Here is a 22,847-nt window from a genome sequence, read left to right on the forward strand (position 1 = left end):
ATGCGGAAACCCGGGGGCTTCGCTCGGCCTGCGACGTCCGGGGGCGTGGACTCAGGCGGAGCGCCACGCCGCTGTTTCGGTGGTGGGGTGGTGGCGGACGCGCAGGACCTCTCGGAACTGCCTCTGGCGGTACCGATTGCCGTGCACGAGCATGATTTGGTGAGCGGTGACCTCATCGGCGATCTTCAGCAGGCCGCGGCGGTCGGCGTGCGCGGACAAGCGCATGGTGGCCACGCGTGCACGCACCGGAACGGTGACCTCGCGGGCGTGATCCGGCAGCACGAAGTCCCCGCCCTCTTCCGACAGGCTCCGCAGCCGTGCCCCGGGCGACTCCTCGTCCTGGTAGCCGGAGAGGAACAGCGCGCTTCCCGGTTCAGGCAGGATCCGGGCGGCCCATTGCACGGCCGGACCTCCGGTCAGCATCCCGGAGGTCGTGATGACGACCCCGTTCCGGAACGTGTCGAGGTCGGCGGGGCGGTCCGCGGCGGTGACGGTCCCGCCGAAGATCCTCAGGGGCCGTGCCGAGCCCACGGTCGCCATCTCGAAGGCCGTGCTGAGATCGACCGCCATTCCGTCGATCCGTACCGGCACCTCCGGCAGATGCCGGCGCATGAGCAGGGCGATCTCCTGGGCCCGGCCAAGGGCGAAGGCGGGAATGAGCACCCTGCCGCCGCCTTGGTGGATCTCCTGTACTCCGCGGACGAAGTCGCCGACCCGCAGGTCCCTGTCATCGTGCTCGTCGCCGCAGCAGGTGGACTCCAGGATCAGCAGATCGGCGTTCCGGGCCGATTCGGGCACGGCGTAGCCGTCGACGCTCTCCTGGCGGAACCCGGAGATGTCGCCGGTGACGACGACGCGGCGGTCCCCCGCGCGGATCACCGCTCCTGCGGCACCCAGGATGTGGCCCGCCGGAAACAGTTCGACCGTCAGGTCGCCGACGCGGCGGGCCACCCCGTACGGGACCTCCTCGCACCGGGCGGCCGCGGCGTCGACCTCGGTGGTGCCGTACAGCGCGGTCCCGTCCGTGCCCCACTGGCTGAGCCGGCGGGTCCGGCCGCGCATGAGCTTGGCGCTGTCGTTCCACATGACCGGCATGAGCCGTACGGTCTCGGAGGTCGCCAGGACGCGAAGGCCGGGAAACAGGGAGACCAATGCGGGCACGTACCCGCAATGGTCGTTGTGGGCATGGGTGGCCACGATGCCGTGCAGGTCCCCGCTGGCAAGTTCCTCGATGTCGCGGGGCGGCCGCGCCTGGTCGCCCGGACGCAGTCCTGCGTCGACCAGCAGCCGGGTGCCGCCAGCCTCGATCAGCAGGCACGATCCCCCGATCTCGGTGTCGCCCCCCAGTGGGGTGACCCGCAAGTCGAGCTCTCGGATGACATGGACCGGAGAAGGTGGTGGGGCCGGGTCGACAACGGCTCGTACCGCGTCCAGCAGCTTCTCCGGAGTGAGCGCGGCGGCGGTCGCGGCCGCCAGGAGGGTCTCGTTGTACTTGCGGGGCGGGGCGGGGACATTGTGGGGGTCCCTGGCGGCCGAGTCGTCCTTCGGCTGGAAGGGCGGCTGCTCAAGTATCCGCAGCAGGGCGGCGGCGACCATCTGCGGATCCTCGAGGCGGCGCTGCGTGATCGCGAGCTGCTGGGTGAGCTTGTCGGCGCGCTCTTCCAAATCCGCTTTGGCGTCGCGTGTCTCGGCCAGCAGCCGGTCCGTTCTCCGAGCGTCATCCTGGGCGTATTCGCGCCGCTGCCGCTCGGCACTGAGCCGCTTCTTGAGGTCGGCGTTGTTGCGCGCCGCACGCTGAGCAGCTCGGTCCTGTGCAGCACCGTCCTTTGCCGTGCCGTCCTGAGGCGGCGCGGACGCGAGGTCCAGCACATCGATCGTGGCCTTGACCACATCGTCGTCGGGAGACAGCAGCAGGGCAGCGAGAGCGCGGGTACGGCCGTCGGGGCGGGCAGTGGCCAAGGCTCCGGCAGCTCGGGCCCGTACGGCGGGGAACCGGCGCAGGACGTCCAGCAGCCAGGCGCGCCCTTCCTCGAGCATCCAGTTCGGATCATCCGGCAGGCGCGCGGCGGCCGGCCGGGACCGCACCACCTGCGCCACCGCTTCCAGAATGGGGACGGTGGCGGCCCGGTCGTCCCGGAGCCTCAAGGCGCGTCCGCGTTCCGGGTGGCCTCGGCCAGGACGGGCTCGCAGCCGAGCTGTCCTTCCCGTGACTCCAACGCGCCCAGCAGCCGCAGGGCCTCCACCAGATCGGCGGTTCCCGAGTAGCCGTGCGCCTCCAGGGTCGCCGTTCCTAGATCCGGAGTCGCCTCCTCGCCGTGCAGTTCGAGCAGGTCGGCCAGATCGTCAGGGCTCTCCGGGGCGTCCGGGGCGATGTCGGCGACCAGCACCCGCCACGCCGCGGCCAGGCACGGATCCTCCCGCACCCCGGTGTCGGAGATGAGCCGGGAGGGGTCCGTGCGGAGCCGGTCCCGGCAGTACGCGAGCGCCCGGTCGCGGTCGCCCCCCTCGACGGCGAGCCGGTTGACCACCTGGCCGATCAGTGTCGGCCAGCCGCCCGTGCAGGCCAGCAGGGCCTCCTGGCCCGCCTCGTCCGGGAACCCGTGCGCGTCCTCCCACATCCACTGGCGGATCGCGAGCCGGTCGAAGCGACGCAATTCCACCAGGTCGACGCCATCTCGGGCCAGCAGGTCCCGCCAGGAAGAGGCGAGGTGGGGACCGGTCACCAGGACGAGGGCGAGCGTGCCGCGGCGGGGCGCGGCGACCGAGTCGTGGGCCTCCTTGAGCCGCGTGGCGAACTGCTGCGCGGTCTTGCCGACGGGCATGTTCGCGACGATCACGGTGTGCCCGTCATGGCGGTTTCCCCGGCTGACCGCGCCGTCGAGGGGGTACTGGCCCTGGCCGACGCCGACGGTGTGGACCTTCACCCCCGGGTGCGCGGTCTCCTCAGCTTTCAAGGCAGCGGCTACCCGGTCGGCGTGCAGGGCCCGCGACCCCGGGACCACGTGCACCAGGTCGTGCGGTCGCAGCAGGGCCGTGAGTTGACGGCTGCTCAGCGGTGAGCGCTCGGGGCCGCGCAGGAAGACCCCGCGGTAGGAGTGGGCGTCGAAACTGTCGGGTTTCTCGAACTCCCCGGCGTTCTGCAGGACGTCCTCGACTTCGGCGGTGCCGCCGAGCAGGTTGAGGATGTGCGGGGTGCGCAGCCGGTAACGGTCGGAGTCCAGCCCGAGGACGCCGAGGTTGACGCACTCGTCGAGCAGGCTGCGGAAGCCGTCGCTGGTGCAGTCCTCGAATCCCGACTCCCACCAGTATCGGCACTGCTCCGAAAGCTCGCCGACGCTGAGGGTCGCGTCCGCCTCGTCCCCCCCGTTCGCGAGCGCGTGCAGCGCGACGGTGTAGGCGATCACCTTGTAGCGCTTGTCCAGGTTGAGCGTCCACTCGAAGCGGTCCCGGAATCCGCGGGCGAGGGTCTTGTCCCGCCAGACCTCCGCGACGTCATCGGGGGTGATGTCGGAGGGGAAGTGACGGACGGCACGCGAGTCCCGGCGCAGCTTCGCCAGCAGCTCCTCGGCGAAGAGCTGGACGAGAGCGGGGGCGTTGTTCGCCTCCGCGATGACACGGGCGGCCAAAGCGTCCGGGAACCGGAAACCGAGAGTGGCCAAGGGGCGCACCAGCAGATTGAACGCGTCCTGGGGCTCCAGCGGTCCCACCGCGATGGGCTTGCCCAGATGAGCGAGCGGCTGGTTGGTCAGGCTCTGGAACCGGGCGGTCTGGTGGAGACCGGCGAAGACGACCTTCACCCGGCGGTCGGTCTCGTTCATCAGATCGCGCAGCGCGATGACGTTCTCGAACTTCGCGCCCTTGGCGTCCTCGTTGAGGAAGTGGTCGGCCTCGTCGAGGAGGATCAGGAGCTGGCGCTGAGGGTCCCCGCCGACCCACTCCCGGACGGCGTCGCGCACCTGGTCGCACCGAACCGGTCCGGCCAGGATCACGCCTGCCTGGACGAGCTTGTCGGCGAGCTTGGACCACAGCGACTCGAGCGGGGCGACCTTGCCGACGGTCTGGATGTTCTCGAGGATGACCGTCCGGTCCCGGGCGGTCGCCTGGATGTGTCGCTCGGCCTTGCGGAGCAGCGCCGACTTGCCGAGCTGGCGTCCCCCGTAGACGAAGGAGGAGCCCGTCCGGTCGGTGACCTCCCGGAGCTGGTCGGCGCGGCCGTAGAACATCTCGTCGGGAACGTCTCCGACCGGTGCGTGGGGGTTGGTGGCGGTGAACGGTGCCATCAGCGCGACCGCGGTGGCCCAGTCGGCCTCGGGCATGCAGGACAGGTAGCCGATCGCGGCATCGTCGAGCACGCCGGCCACCGGCGCGGGCCGGCGGCGGGTGGCGGCCGCGAGCTGCTGCCGCTCATCCGGGGACAGCACGCCGAAGTACCACACCAGAACGGTCTGGTCCTCGGGCTGCCCCTTGAGCAGCTCGATGAGCTGCTGGGGACCGGGGCGGCGCCATACCAGCAGCAGCCGCAGCCGGTCACCGGACGGGCTCATCCGGGATCCGAAGGCCGGCAGTAGCGCCTCGCCCACCATGTGGACCTGCTCGAGGTCGATCCAGATGCGATGCGGCTCGCTGGGAGCGTCGCGCTGGACGCCCTCAAGCCCGATCATCCGCAGGATGGCCGCCACCGTGGACCGCAGGTTGCCCGCGCTCTTGGGGCCGCGCCCGCACGTGATCCAGTGGCGCAGCCCCTCCCTGGCCTCGTCCCGGCGCGCGTTGCGGAGCGCGGGAATGCTGATGCCGGCGCCGTGCAGCATCGCGGCCAGGCTGTCGTCATCGACGTCCTTGTTCGCGAGCAGCGCGTCCTTCATCAGGGGCAGGAACTCGCTGGTCTCCTGCCGGCGTGCGCGGTTCCCGGCTCGTACCGCGCCGTCCGCGAACGTGCTGGGAAAGGCGGGGTGGAAACGCTGCAGATGGTCGATGCCCTCGGGGACCTTGTGCAGCTGCCTGCCCGCCTTGATCTGGGCCAGGAACTCACGGGCGGTGGTCAAGTCACCCTCATCGATGCGTTCGGCGATGCGGTTTCGGAAGGCCTCGACCTGCGAGTCGTCCCGGGCGCGGTCGTCTAGGTGCGCGCGCTCGCGCTCGATGCCGGCATCGCGCCACTCCGCCAGCCGGACGCGCAGTTCGTCCAGGGAACGGCCGATGCGGTCGAAGTCGCGCCGGTCGCCGGTCAGCGGGGCCAGGGCCTCGTCCGCCCGCCGGACCTCGTGCTCGGTCAGTACCCCGTCCCGGGCCCAGCCGGCCACCAGGTCGCGGAGCTCGTCGATCCGCGCGTCCCTGGTCGTGCGGGCGACCGAGATGAGCCCATCGCGCCGTTCGCGCAGCTCGGCCGCGGTCTCCGGATCCCGGTGTTCCAGAACGGTGACGACGCCGAGGGTGCCTTCGTGGTCACCGCGCTCGGCCCGCTGCTCGAACGCGGTCCGCCAGGCCCGGTCATCGGCGAAGGCGACGGGAACGAGCTGTTCGGCGGCCGGTGATTCGAGCGGCTCGAACGAGATCGGGGACAGCGTGAGGCCGGAGGCGAGCAGGAGATCCTGGTTGATCACATGTGCGGCGGTGGGCTCGGTCGTCGGGACGGGGGCGCCGTCGAGCAGGTCGAGCGTTCGTACGATCAGGCCGCACGTCACCTCGGCGGCGGCGGCCAGCACGTCGTCGGGGGTGGTCGCCAGCTCGTCCAGAGCGGCGACGATCTGGGGCCTGAGCTCACCCGCGGCCTCCTGGAGCTGCCCCAGCGGCCCGAGCCTCCAGTCCTGCGAGCCCACGGACTCCTGGGTCTGCGCCTCCTTCACCGCCCGGACCCATTCCCCCACCGTGTCGATGGCGGTCTTGGCCTTGCTGAGCAGTTGGTTGCGAGCGCCCGCGATGATCTTTTTCGTCCGGCGGCGCGCCGTGATCCGGCGGACCGTCTCATCGATCATCCGGTCGATCTCACCGTTCGTGCGCAACCGGGAGATCTCGGCGGCGGCCCGGTCGGCGAGCGCCGGATCGTCCTGAGCGGCGATCACCAGTAGCCGTCCGACCCGGCCGTCCGGCTGGACCATGGCCTTCCACACCTCGGTGGCGAGCTGGTATTTGATCTTTCGGTGCGGCTCCTCCTCCAGCAGCCGGGACGCCTCGCGCACCGCCTGTGCCCGGACCATGGTCGACTCGGCCGTGCCGCGTGCCCGCCCGGTGACGCCGGATCCCAGGTACGCCCCGCTGCGTGCCGCGCGGGCGAACGCCTCCCCGCAGTCAAACAGGGGCGGGAAAGCGGAGACGAGGACCGTGAGCTCCTCTAGGAGCCGGGTGGACTCGGGGGTCGGATGCACCAGGCCGGCCCGAATCGCGGCGCCCCATGCCAGGACGCCTCCGGCGGGGTCATCGGCGAGAGCACTGCAGCTCACCTCGCGTGCGGCCGCCGTGAACTCCGCGGAGAGCGGGCCCGCGAAGATCGCCATCTCCGCCGCGATCGCCGCGCACCGGCGTGCGGCCTCTTCCGCCGCCGGCCGGCCGGCGGCGGTACGCAGCCGGCCGGCCAGGCCGAATCTGCCGGAACGCAACGCGGCGGCCTCAGCCTCGGCGAGCCGCGGATCGGGCGAGCCGGGGGAAGCGGCGCCGGAAGCCGGTTCCCCGCCGTCCTCCCGTTCCGCAGTGGAGTCGTCAGCGGGTGCCTCTTCGAGCGCGAGGCCACGCGTTACGGTCTCGGCAGAAGGGACATCGCGCTCCTGGGGGAAGTCCTCGATGATCAGCGCGTCGAGCTCCACCAGATCCTCGTCGGCCGTCTCCCCGTCCCCTGGGACGGCCGGACGACCGAGATCCACAGCCTCGACCGCGTCATCAAGTGCACCCTCCTCATCGGGTGCACCCTCTTCATCAAATGCACCGACTTCATCAAGTGCACCGTCCGGCTGATCGGCCTGGGGGGCATGCGGCGACGCGACATCCTTGGCCGGTGCCATGACCGGAGCGAGCTCGGCCGGAGGTGGAGCGATCGTCAACCCTCCCATCAAGGCGAAATCGACCAGCGCGCCGCAGCCCTCGGGCAGTCGACGCCGTGCCTTGTCCGCCAGTTCGGGCGCCCGCGTGAGCTTTTCCGGCCGGTCCCTCAGCTCGATCAGTTCGGCGAGGACCTCCAGGCCCTCGCCGCTGCCGGATCGCGCCATCCGGCGTACCTCCTCCAGCGCGTCCGCCACGCTGTCCGGTCCCTGAATGCCCGCGAGCGCCCGGACCCGGGAGGCGCGCGTCTCCGCTGAACGGGCGTCCTCCAGAAGGACCGACAGGGCCATGAGGTCACCGGCCGGTGCGGTACCGGGTACCAGTGCCGCCACGTGTTCCCGGATCGCGTCGAAGCCCATGACCGCGTTGCTGATCCGATCGACATCGCGGTCCTCTGGGCGGTGGCCCGCGCGGAGGCCGACCGCGACCCGCTCGGCGGCGTCCGCCGCTGCGAGAAGATCGTTCCGCAGTTCGTTGAGGGCGACGGTGACCTCCGCCAAGCCGCTCCGCTCTTCGCCGGAGGTGGCCGGGAGGACGTGGCCTGGCGGCTGGGAAGGCATACTCGTTCCGGCTTCCTGGTCGCTGGAGTTCCGCTGCGCCGGTTCGCGCAGATCGAGAGCGCTGACGGGCCGTTCCGGAAGGCCGGGATTTCGCTCGCGTAGAGCCGTCCAGGCGGAGGCGACCACTTCCACGCCGCCGCCCAGGTTCGTCGCCTCGCTCGCCAGCAATCCGAGGGCTACGGGGGCGAGTGGCCGGTTCAACTCGATGACGCGAGCCAGGCACCAGGATGTGATCGAGCTGGGGCGGTCCACGGCCAGGCATGCACGCAGAACAGGCGCCTTGTCCAGGGCCTCGACCGCCCGGGCCGGATCCAGCAGGGCGTGGCAATCGTCCGCGGTCAGGTCGTCCAGGTTTCCGAACGCCCGGACGACATCTCCGCTGATCATGTCCTGAAGCACGCCGCGACGGCGAGGCTCGCCCGTTCGGAGCGTACGCAGCACCGCTTCCGACGTGCGCGGGGACACTCTCCTGGCGTCACGCAGACCTACCTGGCCGAGCAGCGTCCGGAGGGCTCGCGGTGGGCAGCCCTGGAGAAGCTCTCGCATGTCGTCGGTGCCGACCGTGGCCAGAAGGGTGTCCGCGAGGTCCGCCAGCCCGCCATCATTGCCCGGCTCGGTGAGGAGTCCCAGCGGGAACGGCCCCTCTTCTGCTAGACCACAATCACCGTGTCGGTGCATCGCCGCCACCTCCGCCGCGGGCCGCCCCGGCGAGGCTGACCCTAGTGTGATCGCCACCATACACAAGCGTGTCGACATATAGGAGTGTTAGTCGAATTTTCGGTTGATTGAGTACACGTCTCTGCTTCGAGAGTGGATGGCGTGGGTGGGACCGTTCCAGGATCGGCCGTCAAGCGATGTCCCGGTCAATGGGAAGGGCGGGCATCCGTCCTGGCGCGGGTGGTGAAAATCGTTGTGCCCGGAGGCTGTCTCAGAGAAGTAGAGGTCGGCATGCGTACGGAGCCCATCGGGGAAAGCGTCCGCCACCACATGGTCGATGTGGGCGGGGTCAGCCTGCACGTGGCCGAGCAGGGCCCGGGACTCCCCGTGGTGATGTGCCACGGGTTTCCGGGGCTCTGGTACAGCTGGCGCCACCAGTTGCCCGCGCTGGCGGCGGCCGGGTACCGGGCCATCGCGCTGGATATGCGGGGGTACGGGCGCAGCGATCGTCCCGCCGATCCGGAGGACTATGGCCGGCGGCGCACGGTCGCCGACATGGTCGGGCTCCTTGACGCGCTGGGGATCGACGAGGCCGTTTTCGTCGGGCATGACTTCGGCGCCTCGCTGGTGTGGGATCTGCCGCAGTGGGCGCCTGGACGGGTGAAGGCCCTGATCCAGCTGAGCGTGCCGCGCGTTCCCATGTCGAGCCGTCTGCCGAGCGAGTCGTACGCGCGGCTGGCCTCTCGGCACTTCACGCATATGCATTACTTCCAGCAGGTCGGCCCGGCCGACAAGGAGCTTGGCGGGGAGCCGGAACGGTTCCTGGCGAACGTGTTCTGGGCCCTCAGCGGCGGCTATCGCTATCTCGACACGTGGGCGCACCCCAGTGAGGGGAACGGATACCTCGACGTACTGCCCACGGCGCCGCCATTGCCGTGGTCGTGGATGTCGGAGGCGGAGTTCGGCTACTACGTGGAGGAGTTCCGGCGGACGGGCTTCACCGGCGGCCTCAACTGGTATCGCGCCAACGACCACGTCTGGCGGGAGAAACAGGACCGTCCGGAAGAGCCCGTCACCGTGCCGACGCTGTTCATGGTGGGCGATCGCGATCCCGTACACGAGATCATGGGCGCCGGTTCGCTGGAGGCGATGAAGGAGCTCGTGCCCGGCCTGCGGACCGTTCAGGTGGTCGAGGGGGCAGGGCACTTCGTGCAGATGGAGGCGGCCGACGAGGTCAACGCCGCCATGCTGACCTTCCTCGGCGGCTTGTAAGCCGCGGTCAGGCGTTGCTGAGGTTCGTGCCCGGGAGGCCGAACGTCGTGGTGATGGGGGATTCCATCGCGACCCGTGTGACCTTGCTTGGTAGGCGGGACGTCGAATAACTGAACGTATCCCGTTTCGCCGCGAAGTGTGGGTCAATAGGTCGGTGCGGGTTGGGTGGATCTGGTCGGATCGGCGGCGGCTCATGCGCTTCGGCATGGTCATCGGGCCGCTGGCTGCGGGTGTGGTGGGCTATGGGATCGGGCGGGAACAGGGCGCCCATTTATGGGGCGGGGTCGCGGTCGGCGTTGGGACGGCCGTGACGACGGTGGCCGTTCCGTTCCTGCTGCGGAGGGCTTGGGCCCATGGCGTTGTACGGCGTGCGACAGCGGCCGAGGTCGCGGCCTTGCCGATCAAGGATCGAGAAGAGTTGCGGCTTCAGCGGGCGCAGGCTCGGCTGCAGGCGTTCAGCAACATGGGTGTGCTGCTCGGTGTGATGTTCACGGCAGGCGGGCTGGTCTATACCGCGCGGACGCTGGAGACGGCTCAGCAGACCCAGATCACCGATCGGTACACCAAGGCGGTGGAGCAACTCGGCAATCGGGAGTCGCGGGACGCCCGTATCGGAGCCATCTACGCCCTGCATCGGCTGGCCGAGGATTCCGACCGCGACTTCGTCGCCATTTCGCAGGTGTTGTCGGCCTATGTCCGCGAGCACATCCGTGAAGGTGCGCGTCCGCGCAGTGAAGGCTCGCTACCGAATCCATCCGCAGACGTGACCGCAGCCTTCTGGGTCCTGGGGCGGATCGGTTCGTCCGAGCCACGCCCTTATCGCGGCAAGTTCGTGCAGCTGTACGGCTTGGACGCGCACAATCTCAACATGCCGTCGCTCTTCGGGTCCTGGTACGGGGTCTCGGGAGTCGTTCTGTCCAACGCTGACCTGCACGGCTCGAACCTGACGGGCGCGGGCCTGGACGGTGCCGTCCTGGGAGGCGCGAACCTGCGTGGTGCCACACTTTCCCAGGCGTTTCTCAGGCGGGCGGGAATGCGAAAGGCGGACCTGCGTGGGGCGGACCTGGCCGGCGCGGAGATAGACGATGCGGATCTGCGTGGAGCGGACCTTCGCGGAATCAAGGGCATGACACCTGATCAGATCCGGCGGACAACGAAGACGGATACGACGACACGGTTTTGATCCGTGATGCGGGATGCCCTTGATTCGGAGGTGTCGTGGTCGGTGCCGGTGGGTTCGGTTTTTTCGTGGAGCAGTTCACCGGGGACGGGTGGGTGCTGTCGGACGATCTCGTATGGCCCCGGTACCCGGTGGCGTACTGCCGGCACTGCGGCGGGCGGGTGAACGCCGAGTTCGAGCAGGCGACGCACTGGCCGGAGGATTGGGACGACGAGGACAACGGCTATGACGCTCTGTTCTGCCCGAATCTCGTCGACCGGGCCGAGCCGGACTGGACGCCCCGGCCCCGCCGCGTGCCGTGGCTGGCCGAGCCCGGCCCGGCGCTGTTCCACCGGCTCGCCGGGCCGCCTCCGGCGGTGGCGCCGATGCGCGGATTGCCGGACGATCTCAGCGAGGACGTCCGCGTGCATGCTCTCCAGTCCGGTGTCCGGGCGTCGCATCTCGGCCTTGCCGAACTGCTGGCCTATGACTGGGAACGGCCGGTCGACGGCGAGCCCGCGTGGCGTCCGGCCGGGATCGGCTTCCTGAGGACGATGTTGCGGATGGCTCAGCGGGCGGCCGGTGATCTGTCGTCGGTACGGTGCGTCGTCTGGGCGCCCGGGGACGGTGGCGCGGGTGGGCACTGACGTCATCCTGGCCATCGAGAGGCGCGGGCCGGACGGATGGGCCCTGGTCGGTGAGCCTGAGGAGATCGACCGGAACTCCGATCTGTCCGAGATCCTGCGCAGTGTCCCGCTGACGGAGTCGTCCGAGGTCCCGGGGATCGTCCCGGATCCTTGGAAGGGCGTCCCGAGCGACGCGAGCCCGGGTTTCCGGCATGCCTTCTGGACGTTCTACTGCCCGCATGATGATCCGCCGCCTTGGGAGGAGTTCGTCCAGGATCCGTCCGGGCCGTACTGCTCGTGCCTGGGCGCCGGTTCGTACCTGACGGTCCGTGAGCTCCTCGCGTACGACTGGAACCAGACCGTCCGCTGGACGCCGAGGGTGGCCGACCGTGACGACGGCCGGTTCCGGGACGGGGGCAGGGCGGGCCATATCCAGCGCGAGGCCGACGCGACGGGGCGGTACGACAGCTGGGACTCTCCCGGCGCTCACCTGCGGTGGGGCGAGGCCGTGGACTCGGAGACCCATATCGAGATCGACGTCCCTGTGGGCGATCTCATCTACGCCGACTTCTTTCTCGTCGTCCTGGCGATGGCGCGGATGGCGGGCGGCGACCTGGACTCGGTGCGGTGCGTGTTCTATTTCTTCTGGTGATGTGCGGATGCAGGGCGGCCTGATCGTCACGGTACGCAGCGCCGACCGTATCCTGGCGCTCAACATGTACGGCACAGCCATGGAGGTCCTCTGCCGCAGGTCCGCCGGCACGACATCGAGGTCCTGCCCCATCCCCGTACGGCGCGGCCGCTCGTCCCGCCTGAGCGCCCGCCGCCCCGCTGCCCACCACAGGGAGACCACATGACACAGGGACCGTTCACCGAGGATGTGGTCGGCGCCATCGCCCGGCACATGAACGATGACCACGCCGACGACTCGCTCCTGATCGTCCAGATGCTCGGCGGACTTCCCGAGGCGACGTCCGTGGTGATGACCGGGATGGATGCCGACGGCGTGGACTTCTCAGCCCAGGTGGACGACAGCCCGGAGCCGGTGCGCATTCCCTGGAGCGAGCGCCTGACCGAACGCTCGCAAGTGCGGGCCGAGGTGGTGCGCATGCACGGCGAGGCCAAGCGGCTGCACGAGCAGAGTGAGCCGTTCTCGACCCGCCTCCGTACGGCGACCCGTCCCGAGCACGGCGACACCGAGCAGTCGGCGTACATGACCGCCCTGCTCGACGGGCGGCTGAGCCGTGACCAGTACGCCGCCCTGGTGGAGCAGTTGTATTTCGTCTATGACGTCCTTGAAGAGGCGACCGACCACATGCGCGACGACGAGGTCGCGGGCCGTTTCGACCTTCCCGGCCTGCGCCGCCGTGCCGCCCTTCAGGCCGATCTGGCGTTCTACTACGGCCCGGACTGGGCCTCGCGCATCCGTCCCAACGACGCGACCCGCCGGTACTGCGCGCGGCTCCGCGAGGTCTGCTTCGACTGGCCGGCCGGGTTCGTGGCGCATCACTACACCCGCTACCTCGGCGACCTGTCCGGTGGCCAGGCCATCGGCCGGCGGGTGGCGCGCACGTACGGGCTCACCGGCGCCGACGGCGTACGGTTCTACCGCTTCGAGGCCAAGCCGAAGCAGCTGAAGGACCGCTACCGCGAACTGCTCGATGCCGCGCCGTGGAACGAGGACGAGCGAGCCCGCTTCATCGACGAGGTCCGCGCCGCGTACCAGTTGAACGCGGACCTGGCCGAGGACCTCAGCGGGGAACTCCTCGACCCGCACGTGACCGGCCGACCTGGGAGCCGCACGTGACCGGCTGATCGAAGGGCACGACAGCAGACCGTCACCTTCGACGCCGGCCGCTTCGGTACCTTCCCGGCGACGCCCAGCACCTCCTGCTGCCTGGATACCTTGCATTGCATGAGTGTGGATGGATATCTTGCAGCACAAGATATCGATCCACGGACGAGTGCTGGGCGCTCGCGGGCGGAGGGTGGCGGGATGGGGGATGCCAGGAATCGGGCGAGCCTTGCGTACAAGGCGGGGTATGCGGTCCGGAATCCGGAAAAGGTGCAGCCCTATATGCGGCGGCTGGCCCGGGACGCATGGTTGCGGATGAGCACGCGGGACCATGTCGGCTACTACCGGGCCGTGATGAAGGATGACGCCTCGCGGAGCGCCGAGAGGGCCGTCGGGGGCAGAAGCCACCGGCACTGGCTGGCGCTCGGGAAGATGCAGTTCGACTACCTCGCAGGGCACGGGCTCCGGCCGACGGATCGCCTGCTGGAGATCGGGTGCGGGAACCTGCGCGCGGGCCGGCTCTTCATCGATTACCTGGAGCCGGGGAATTACTACGGGGTCGACATCTCCCCCGACATCCTGCTCGCCGCGCACGACACTCTCGGCCGGTACGGGCTGCAGGACAGACTGCCCCATCTCACCCTGGTGCGTGACCTGGGGCTGGAGTTCCTGCCGGCGGGCCTCTTCGACGTCGTGCACGCGCACAGCGTCTTCTCCCACTCGCCGCTTCCGGTGATCCGTGAGTGCTTCGAGAACATCGGCCGGGTCATGGCGCCGGGCGGATTCTTCGACTTCACCTTCGACCGTACCGAGGGAAAAGAGCATCACGTTCTGCGCGAGGATTTCTACTACAGAACGGAAACGCTGCTCGCCCTGGCGGACGAGTATGGGCTCAAAGGCGAGTTCATGGACGACTGGGAAGCCCTTCCGCATCAGCAGTCGAAGATAAGAGTCAGGTGCGTGGCGCTCGATGACCGAGCTAGTAAAAGAAGTTGACTCACGCCTTGACCGCATACGGTCAAGGATACGGCCAAAGTGTGACAACGGCGCCCAGAGGGGTTGATGGGGCCACGATCACGCACTTGATCGACCCGAATGGCGATGCCTTTACTTGTTGGTGTCAGGAGCGGACGCCCGAATCCCGGGCAATGGCGTCCGCATCAGCCAGCAACGAAAGGGGAACCATGAAACGGTCCGTTTCATGGGTCGTCGGGGGCGTGTTCGCGGTGAGTGCCGCGCTGCCGGCCGCCAACGCGATCGCGGCGTATTCCGAGGTCAAGCACAAGGCCTCGGCGTACACCACCGGCAAGACCAGTCACCGGATCGCCTACGCCAAGGACTGGGGCGACGACGGCAGGGCGGTCGCGGCGAAGTACTACCGGAAGAGCTCCCCCGGCAAGCAGCGGACGCTGTGGAACAAGTCGGGTCCGGGACGCACCGCGCAGAGTGGAAAGGGTTCCAAGGTCATCAAGATCAGGGCCTGCGTGCAGGTACGCCCGGGTCCCGACAAGTGCGGGAACTGGAGCGCGAACTAGCGTGAGACGCCGCGGGCCGGGCGTTCACCGGCCGGTCGGCCGGTCCGCGGCGCCGCACGGGTGGAATCGTCATCGAAGGGGCTCTGGTGATGGAAAAGGGAACCACCGTTCTGCGGCTGGAAGGTCTTCGCTGCGCGGCAGGCGGACGGGTTTTGCTCGATGCGGTCCACCTGAACGTGGCCGCCGGGGAATCGGTGGCGGTGACGGGGCCGAGCGGAAGCGGGAAAACGACCCTGCTGATGTGCGCGCTGGGGCTGGTCCCTCCGGATTCGGGCACGGTCCAGGTGGCCGGTGAGGATCTCGGACGCCTTTCGTTCCGGCGGCTGGCCGCGCATCGGCGCAGGAATATCGGGGTGGTCTTCCAGTTCGGTGAACTGCTGCCCGAACTGTCCCCGGTCGAGAACGTGGCGCTGCCGGCCCTGCTCGCCGGTGAGCCCCACCGAGCGGCGTACAGGGAAGCGGCGGGCTTGCTGGAGTCCATGCGCGTGCCGGTGGACGCGACGCGTACGGCGCTGCTGTCGGGGGGCGAGCGCCAGCGGACGGCGGTGGCCCGGGCACTGATCGGTGGGCCGGCGCTGCTGCTGGCGGACGAGCCCACCGGCGCGCTCGACCGGGAGGCCGGCGCGATGGTCGCCGATCTGCTGTTCTCGCTGCCCCTGACGCGGGCCTGCGCGCTCGTCGTGGTGACCCATGACCAGGCGATCGCCGAGCGCGCCGATCGGCGGTTGCGGCTGGAAGGCGGCCGCCTCGTCGAATCGGGGGCGGTCGCACCGTGAGGGCCAGCGCGGGCGCGCCCCTGCGGGGCCGGCGGATCTGGACGCAGCTGTTGCGGATCGGCTGGGCGGCCGGGCGCGGTGCCAAGGGAGACCGCCTGCGTGCCGTCGCCCTGGTGACCGCCACCGCGATCGTTGCGTTGACCGCGACGATGGCGCTCGCCGTCATGGCCGTCTACAGCGAACGGGCCGCGCGGGACGAGAAGCGGGGTCCGCAGTTCGTCGAGAGTCCGAACGAGGCGGTGGCTCTCTGGCAGGGCCGGTACGACGCGATCGGCGACGTGTCGCACCAGGTCGTGTTCGTCGAGCCGTTGAAGCTCGGTGCACCCCCGCCTCCAGGGCTCGCCAGGTGGCCCGCCAAAGGGGAGGCGTTCCTGTCTCCCGAACTCGTACGAGCCGGTGCGCACGAGGGCATCGCCGTCCGGTACGGAAGGTTCGCCGGATCGATAGGGCCGTCCGGCCTGGCGTCTCCGGGCGAACGGTTCGTTTACGTACGGCCCTCGGTCACGGACCTGCGATCCGACAAGTGGTACGGGATCGCCGGGTTCGGCGGCGGCTCGATGACGCAGGGGGAGTCGGCGAACGTCCAGCCGATGCACCGGCTGCTGCTGACGCTGGGGTTCCTGGCGGTTCTGCCCGCGCTCGCGCTGGCCGTCGTGGCGGCGCGCTGCGGTTCGGCGACACGGGACAGGCGCGGGGCGCTGCTGAGCGCGCTGGGAGCGGGCCGAGGCCACTCCGCGCTGATCAATACCGGTGAGGCGGCCCTGCCGGTGGTGGTGGGCGCCGCTCTGGGCGTCCTGCCGTACGGGCTCGCCACGGCGGTCGATGTGCGCCTGCCGGTGGTGGGCTACCTGCTGGGCTCCGATGACCTCCGGCGCTGGGCATGGGCCCTGCCGCTGATCGCCGCGGGAGTGGTCGCCCTGGTGACCGCGCTGGTCGTGGCCGTCAACCGTACGGGCCGTCCGCGGAACGCGACGCGGCCTCGCGTGTTCACCGAGACGGTGCCGCGCTGGCGGCTCCTCCTGTGCGCGGGCATGGCGGCGGCCGTCGTCGCCGGCGGCTACGTCTCCGGTACGGCGGGCCTGTACCTCTACATCGCCGGAACGGCCGGCCTCTGGGCGACGCTGCCGTCGGTCGCCGCCGCGTTGAGCAGGCGGCTCGGATCGCGCGTCGCCGAGGCGGGCCTGCGGACGGGACGGCCCGCGCCCCTGGTGGCGGGCCGGTTGACCTCCGCCCACCCCGGGGTGGTGGCGCGGCTGGCCGTGACGACCGTCGTGGGGCTCGGCCTGATCGTCCAGGTCCAGGTGGGGGTGAGCTGGCTGGGCGCGGGGATGCGCGACGCGGTCGCCACCCAGCGCCGGATCGGCGACACGGTCACCCTCACCGCCTCCAGTGGGATGACCTCCGAGCGGGTCGTGGACTTCCAGCGCCGGCTGCCGCCCGGATTCCAGGTGCTGGCACTCCACGTACAGGACGAGCAGGCCCCCGTGCTGACGGGTTCCTGCGAGACGCTGCGCGGACTGCGCCTCCCGTGCCCGTCCACCGCGAGTCCGGTGACGCCGGCCGACGGGGACGCCCGCGCGCAGGAGCTCATCGCCTGGCTCGGGGCTCCAGGAAGGGAACTGCGCGTCGCAGCGCGGTCCGGTGGCGTGCCACACCAGTTGGTGGTCGTGGCCGCCCGGCCGCTCGAAGGACGGTCATCGCAGGTCAAGCGGGCGGCGTACGCCGCGTTCCCGGCCCCCGAGGTCAAGCGTCCCGGGGAGGAGTGGCTCACCGGAGCGGCCGGGCACGCGCGGCTCGGCGACTGGCTGGGGCTGTTCGGCGGGATCGGTGTCCTGATCGTCATGGTCGCCGCCGTGCTCAGCGCGGCCGCGGAGTTCCTGCGGTTCTGCCCGTCGCTGGCGCCGCTGGCGGTGCTCTCCGACCGGCGGCGGCTGCTGCTGTCGATCGGGCTCTGGACGCTGACCGTCCCGCTGACCGTGACGATCCTGGTGGCCGCGGGCGTGACGGTCTGGCACGGGTTCTTCTTCCTGTCCCTCACCCGGGAGGGGAGCTTCTCCTGGTCCGTCCTGGCGTTCGGTACGACCGCGGCATGGGTCCTGGCCGTGGCGGTGGGGCTGGCCGGCGGAGCGAGCGCGATGCGGGCGGCGCGGCGGTGGCGGCCGGTGGCGGACTGAGCATCCCGTGGCACGCACGATAGCCTGTGGTGCATGGCACAAGAGGAGAGCGGGCGGCGGCGCAGCCAATGGTTGCGCGGGCTGCTCGAACTCTGCCTCCTTGCCGTCATCGCCGACGAGCCCGCCTACGGGTACGAGATGACGCAGCGCCTGACCGTCAGCGGACTGGACGCCGTCGCCGAGGGCTCGATCTATCCGGCGCTCGGCCGGCTGCAACGGGACGCGCTGGTCGAGACGTACCTGGTCGAGGCCAAGGGCGGCGGGCCGGCCCGCAAGTACTACCGCATCACCGCCGAGGGCCGCCGCGCGCTGGGCGAGTGGACGTCCGAATGGGAACGGCTGACCGGCCAGGTCGGTGCCGTCCTGGCCCGGGTCGAGCGGCCGAGCGCCGACAGCGAGCGCGAGGTGGAGAGCGGGCGGGCCTGATGGACAAGGTGCTCAAGCAGTGCCGCTGGACCTGGATCCGCATCGGTGTCTCCGCCGAGGCCATCGAGGACATGGCCGCCGAGCTGAGGACCGACCTGGAGGCCGCGGTCTTCGACGGCCGCGACCCGCGCTCGTTCGTCGGCGGTGACGTGGCGGGCTTCGCGCGGGCATGGGCCTCGGCCCGCGGAGCCGTACCGCTCAGGCGCCGCGCGGGCCGGGTGGCGGTGGCCGCGATCCTGGGCGCGGTCCCCGGTGGCGTGATGGGGCTGTTCATCCTCTTCGGCCTCTCCAGCGACCTGTGGGCCCGCACGATGGGCGCGCCGGAGGTCTGGGCCTACAGCTCCGAAGGGCCGTACGCCCAGCAGACGCAGCTGGACCTGCCCGCCTGGCTGGTGATCGCCCTGTACGCCCTGGCGGCCGCGGTGGCCTGGGCGGGCAGCCTGGCCGCGGTCTCCGCGGCGCTGCGCTTCCAGGCCGACGCCGCCCGCCGGGCCACCGTACGGGCCGCCGCCGTGACCCTGCCTCCGACCGGTGTCCTGGGCGCCGTGGCGATCCAGGGCTACTCGGTCTGGCTCGGCAAGGAGTTCGACGTGGCCACCCTCGTGGGATCGGTACTCATCGCCGCCGCCATGACGGCGGCCGCGGTCGCGCTCAACCGGATGGCCGTCGTCTCCCGCTACCGCCAGGCCGCCGACTCCGGCGCATGACACCAGGGCGGCCGCCGTTCTGGTCGAGGGGCCTGCCAGGCTTTCCGGTCATGGACGATGCGGTTCACGATCTTGAGATGGCGGCGGCGCTGGGGTGGCGTGCTCCGGATGAGGCGCGGCTCGGGGAGTGGCTGCTGCGTGCGGCGGAAGGTTTCACCGGGCGGGCCAACAGCGCGCTGGCCGTCGGTGATGCCGGGTCGCCCCTGGACGAGACGGTGGGCGCGGTTCGCGACTGGTACGCGGCGCGCGGGCTGCCGGCGATGATCGCGGTGCCGTACGCGACCGGGCGGCCGGACAGCAGTGATGTCGACCGTTTCCTCGGCGCGCGTGGCTGGACGATCCGGTCGGGTGCGGCCACGGTGATGACGGCTTCGCCGGAGCGGATCGCCGGATCGGCCGCGCTGGAAGGAGCCGCGAGCGTGCGGCTCGGCGCCGAGCCCGACGTGGAGTGGCTCTCCCTGTACGGGCGGGACCTGCCCGCGATCGCGCGGCGGCTGCTCGTGTCGGCGCCGTGGCAGGCGTTCGTGCGCATCGAGGTGGAGGGCGGGACCGCCGCCATCGGCAGGCTGGCGGGATCCGGCCAGTGGGCGGGCATCACGGCGGTCGAGGTCGATCCGCGCTTCCGGCGCCGGGGCCTCGGTACCGCCATCACGGCCGTGCTGGCCGCGCAGGCGGTGGAACGGGGCGTACGGGCCCTCTACCTGCAGGTCGAGGACGACAACGACGCCGCCCGGGCGCTCTATCGCCGGGCCGGGTTCAGCGAGCACCACGGCTACCACTACCGCGTGGCGCCGGCCGCGCATTGAGGGGCCCGGCGGGGCGTGCCCATCTTGTGGAACGGCCGCGTCGCGCAGCGTGCGCGGCCCCGCTTTTCGAGGATGAAAGCGCTGATAGGCGCTCTACAAGCTCGGTTCGGTATAGCGGAATGGACGGCATGCCTTTCCAAAATGGAGATAGTATGCTAAAGTAACGACTGGTGTGCCGGGAAGACTGGTCGGCGAGACAGGTGACGTCTGCCCTCCAGGAGGCCACTGATGAGCCGTTCCGGCACTCTCCATCGCTCTGCGCAGGCGTCCATGCGCATCGGCCCGCGCGCCTTCGTCCTCGCCGCGGCCTTTCGAGATCGCTGAAACCCGCGGGCGTCGCGCCGCGTCTCAGTAACGCAGCGACGTTCGATCACCTTCCTTTCCTTTAGTGATCGCCGCATTCATGCGGTGGTCCGATGACGCCTGTCATCTTTCACGGAAGCGTGTTTCGCATGGTCGAATTCATTGACGTCGCACTGGGTTTCCCGACTGCGCTATTCAGTTTCTCGCTGCTGGTCGTCGCCGGGTACTGGGGACTGGTGGCGATGGGCGGGCTGGGGCTGGACGCCCTGGACGCCGATGCCGACACAGGGGCCGGCATCGGTGGTTCCCTGGCCGCGGTCGGGCTCGGCGGCGTGCCGGTGACGGTGGCGTTCTCGCTGCTGGTCGCCGTCTCGTGGTTCGTCAGCCTGGCCGGGGCCGCCGTGGGCGTACCGGGGGCGCTGGTGCTCGTCGCCGCTCTGGCGGTGGGCTGGACGAGCACCGCGCTGCTGGTACGCCCGCTGCGCCGGATCTTCCGGTACGGGGCGCCGGCCGCCTCCCGGCGCGACTTCGTGGGGCGGGAGTGCGTCATCCGTACCGGCCGGGTCGGGGCGGACTTCGGGCAGGCCGAGGTCACCGCCGACGACGGGACGTCCGCCCTCGTCCAGGTCAGGGTGCCGAGCTCGGACCTGCCGGTGGCGGGAAAGGCCGCCGGTCTGGTCCTCGGCAGTTCCGCGCTGATCTTCGACTACGACCAGGCGGGCGAATTCTTCTGGGTCATGCCGTACGACGGCTGACCTTCCAGACCAGAACCGCACAACCAGAACCGCACAACGAGAGCCGCAAAAGCCAGCGGTCCGAAAACGGAGCTCCGAAACCAGAGCTCCGATCCCCGATACCCCGCATTCCACCCTCCCTCTACAGACAGGGTTCTTCGATGGATGCCATCACGATCGGCGTGGGCGTGGTCATCGCCCTCGCCCTGCTCATCGCCGTCGGGTTGCTGCTGATGGTCACCCGGCTGTTCCGCAAGGTCGAGCAGGGCCGCGCCCTGATCATCTCCAAGATCAAGAAAGTGGATGTCACGTTCACCGGCGCGATCGTGCTGCCGGTGCTGCACAAGGCCGAGCAGATGGACATCTCGGTGAAGACCATCGAGATCGAGCGGTCCGGCCGGGACGGGCTGATCTGCAAGGACAACATCCGGGCCGACATCCGGATCACGTTCTTCGTCCGGGTCAACAAGACCGCCGAGGACGTCAAGAAGGTGGCCGGCGCGATCGGTACGGCGCGCGCCAGCAGCCAGGAGACGCTGCAGGAGCTGTTCTCGGCCAAGTTCTCCGAGGCGCTCAAGACCGTCGGCAAGCACCTGGACTTCGCCGATCTGTACACCCGGCGGAACGAGTTCCGCGACCACATCATCGAGGTGATCGGTACCGACCTGAACGGCTACAGCCTGGAGGACGCGGCGATCGACCACCTGGAGCAGACGCCGCTGCACTCGCTGGACAAGTCCAACATCCTGGACGCGCAGGGCATCCGGAAGATCACCGAGCTGACCGCGCTGGAGCATGTCCGGACCAACGAGCACGCGCGCAACGAGGAGAAGGAGATCACCCGGCAGAACGTGGAGGCGCGCGAGGCGATCCTGGAGCTGGAGCGCCGCCAGGCCGACGCGGAGCTGAAGCAGAACCGCGAGGTCGAGACCGTACGGGCCCGCGAGGACGCCGAGATCCAGCGCGTCCAGGCCGAGGAGCGGCTGCGCGCGCAGGCCGCGCACATCCGGACCGACGAGCAGCTCGGCGTGCAGACCGAGAACCGCAACCGGGAGGTCGCGGTCGCGGAGAAGAACCGGGAACGGGTCATCGCGATCGAGACCGAGCGGATCGAGAAGGACCGGCAGCTGGAGGTCATCGCCCGCGACCGCGCCACCGAGCTGACCAGGATCTCGGCGAACAAGGAGGTCGAGGCCGAGAAGCGGGACATCGCCAACGTGGTCCGCGAGCGGATCGCGGTGGAGCGCACGGTCGCCGAGCAGGAGGAGAACATCAAGCGGCTGCGGGTGGTCGAGGAGGCCGAGCGCAACCGCCAGGCCGTGATCATCCACGCCGAGGCGGAGGCCCAGGAGAACCTGGTCAAGGACATCAAGGCCGCCGAGGCGGCCGAGGCCGCCGCCGCGCACCGGTCCCGCGAGGAGCTGGTGATGGCCGAGGCCAGGGAGCGGACCGCCGAGATGGACGCCCGCGCCAAGGTACGGCTCGCCGAGGGGATCCAGGCCGAGACGGCCGCCGCCGGGCTCGCCGAGGTGCAGGTACGCGAGCGGAACGCGGAGGCGATCGAGAAGACCGGGCACGCGGAGGCCGTGGCCGCGCAGGAGCTCGCCATGGCCGAGGCCGTGGCCGTACGGGAGAAGCTGAAGGCCGAGGCCGAGGGGCTCACCGACAAGGCGGCGGCGATGGCCGCGCTGGACGACGCCACCCGGCAGCACGAGGAGTACCGGCTGCGGCTGGAGGCGGAGAAGGACGTCCGGCTGGCCGGCCTCGACGTCCAGCGGCAGATCGCCGAGGCGCAGGCCACGGTGCTCGCGACCGGGCTGGAGCAGGCCGACATCAGCATCGTCGGCGGCGAGAGCGTGTTCTTCGACCGGCTGATGGGGGCGATCTCGCTCGGCAAGGGCGTCGACGGGTTCATGGACAACTCCGAGACGGCGCGCGGCCTCGCCGGGCCGTGGCTGGACGGGTCGCGGAGCTTCACCGGCGACGTGACCAAGCTGCTCGGCTCGCTGGACGCCTCGGGCGTACGGGACCTGACGCTGTCCGCGCTGCTGCTGCGCCTGATCAAGCAGGGCGGCCCGGAGACCGGCCGGATGCGCGAGCTGCTGGACACCGCGCAGCGGCTGGGCGTCGCGGACTCCCCGCTCGCGCAGCTGCCCCTGGCCGAGACAGGCCCGGCCGGGACAAGCCTGGCCGAGCCGCACCTGACCAACTCGCACGCCGTTTCCAACTGACCCGCTTCCCCACCCCCGGTCGACTCGTGGCGTGTTCGCCTGTTCGCAGCCCCTGGA

Annotated in this window: 16 protein-coding genes; 14 read left to right on the forward strand and 2 right to left on the reverse strand. The window is 70.3% G+C overall.

Annotated elements, in window-relative coordinates:
• Nucleotides 1-51: 51 nt before the first annotated feature.
• The gene (locus ACH34Q_RS33065) at nucleotides 52-2,145 is read right to left on the reverse strand and encodes an MBL fold metallo-hydrolase (protein WP_395987051.1); all 2,094 of its coding nucleotides are present in this window, start codon (nucleotides 2,143-2,145) and stop codon (nucleotides 52-54) included.
• On the reverse strand, nucleotides 2,142-7,976 hold the full coding sequence (locus ACH34Q_RS33070; RefSeq protein ID WP_395987052.1) for a hypothetical protein: 5,835 nt from the start codon (nucleotides 7,974-7,976) through the stop codon (nucleotides 2,142-2,144). Before ACH34Q_RS33070 ends, ACH34Q_RS33065 begins: the two co-directional genes overlap by 4 nt.
• 561 nt (nucleotides 7,977-8,537) lie before the next feature.
• On the opposite strand from ACH34Q_RS33070, the gene ACH34Q_RS33075 reads away from it, so the two are divergent.
• From ACH34Q_RS33075 to ACH34Q_RS33140, 14 genes are all read left to right on the forward strand, one after another.
• Nucleotides 8,538-9,518 (forward strand): alpha/beta fold hydrolase, encoded by a 981-nt coding sequence (locus ACH34Q_RS33075; protein ID WP_395987053.1) that lies wholly within the window; start codon nucleotides 8,538-8,540, stop codon nucleotides 9,516-9,518.
• Nucleotides 9,519-9,711: 193 nt separating this feature from the next.
• Nucleotides 9,712-10,701 carry a pentapeptide repeat-containing protein gene (locus ACH34Q_RS33080; RefSeq protein WP_395987054.1) on the forward strand — a complete coding sequence of 330 codons (990 nt, stop codon included), beginning with the start codon at nucleotides 9,712-9,714 and terminating at the stop codon, nucleotides 10,699-10,701.
• Between the two features lie 65 nt (nucleotides 10,702-10,766).
• Entirely contained in the window at nucleotides 10,767-11,324 is a 558-nt protein-coding gene (locus ACH34Q_RS33085; protein ID WP_395987055.1) for a hypothetical protein, read from the forward strand.
• A complete protein-coding gene (locus ACH34Q_RS33090) occupies nucleotides 11,314-11,955 on the forward strand; it encodes a hypothetical protein (protein WP_395987056.1) in 642 nt (213 codons plus the stop codon). The genes ACH34Q_RS33085 and ACH34Q_RS33090 overlap by 11 nt, the downstream gene beginning before the upstream one ends.
• A 201-nt stretch (nucleotides 11,956-12,156) precedes the next feature.
• Nucleotides 12,157-13,110 (forward strand): biliverdin-producing heme oxygenase, encoded by a 954-nt coding sequence (locus ACH34Q_RS33095; RefSeq protein ID WP_395987057.1) that lies wholly within the window; start codon nucleotides 12,157-12,159, stop codon nucleotides 13,108-13,110.
• Nucleotides 13,111-13,299: 189 nt separating this feature from the next.
• Entirely contained in the window at nucleotides 13,300-14,094 is a 795-nt protein-coding gene (locus ACH34Q_RS33100) for a class I SAM-dependent methyltransferase (protein ID WP_395987070.1), read from the forward strand.
• A 188-nt stretch (nucleotides 14,095-14,282) separates the two neighbouring features.
• Nucleotides 14,283-14,633 carry a hypothetical protein gene (locus tag ACH34Q_RS33105; RefSeq protein ID WP_395987058.1) on the forward strand — a complete coding sequence of 117 codons (351 nt, stop codon included), beginning with the start codon at nucleotides 14,283-14,285 and terminating at the stop codon, nucleotides 14,631-14,633.
• 89 nt (nucleotides 14,634-14,722) lie between these two features.
• The gene (locus tag ACH34Q_RS33110) at nucleotides 14,723-15,409 is read left to right on the forward strand and encodes an ABC transporter ATP-binding protein (protein WP_395987071.1); all 687 of its coding nucleotides are present in this window, start codon (nucleotides 14,723-14,725) and stop codon (nucleotides 15,407-15,409) included.
• Nucleotides 15,406-17,583: a hypothetical protein gene (locus tag ACH34Q_RS33115; protein ID WP_395987059.1), complete on the forward strand. Its 2,178-nt coding sequence runs from the start codon at nucleotides 15,406-15,408 to the stop codon at nucleotides 17,581-17,583. The genes ACH34Q_RS33110 and ACH34Q_RS33115 overlap by 4 nt, the downstream gene beginning before the upstream one ends.
• Nucleotides 17,584-17,616: 33 nt before the next feature.
• Nucleotides 17,617-18,009 (forward strand): PadR family transcriptional regulator, encoded by a 393-nt coding sequence (locus ACH34Q_RS33120; protein ID WP_395987060.1) that lies wholly within the window; start codon nucleotides 17,617-17,619, stop codon nucleotides 18,007-18,009.
• Nucleotides 18,009-18,716: a hypothetical protein gene (locus ACH34Q_RS33125; RefSeq protein WP_395987061.1), complete on the forward strand. Its 708-nt coding sequence runs from the start codon at nucleotides 18,009-18,011 to the stop codon at nucleotides 18,714-18,716. Before ACH34Q_RS33120 ends, ACH34Q_RS33125 begins: the two co-directional genes overlap by 1 nt.
• Before the next feature lie 50 nt (nucleotides 18,717-18,766).
• The gene (locus ACH34Q_RS33130) at nucleotides 18,767-19,522 is read left to right on the forward strand and encodes a GNAT family N-acetyltransferase (RefSeq protein WP_395987062.1); all 756 of its coding nucleotides are present in this window, start codon (nucleotides 18,767-18,769) and stop codon (nucleotides 19,520-19,522) included.
• Nucleotides 19,523-19,974: 452 nt separating this feature from the next.
• The gene (locus ACH34Q_RS33135; protein ID WP_395987063.1) at nucleotides 19,975-20,580 is read left to right on the forward strand and encodes a hypothetical protein; all 606 of its coding nucleotides are present in this window, start codon (nucleotides 19,975-19,977) and stop codon (nucleotides 20,578-20,580) included.
• Nucleotides 20,581-20,720: 140 nt separating this feature from the next.
• Nucleotides 20,721-22,790, forward strand: coding sequence for a flotillin family protein (locus ACH34Q_RS33140; RefSeq protein WP_395987064.1), 2,070 nt, complete (start codon nucleotides 20,721-20,723; stop codon nucleotides 22,788-22,790).
• Nucleotides 22,791-22,847 lie beyond the last annotated feature (57 nt).

The organism is Actinomadura sp. 9N407 (genome assembly GCF_044326315.1).
GTDB lineage: Bacteria > Actinomycetota > Actinomycetes > Streptosporangiales > Streptosporangiaceae > Spirillospora.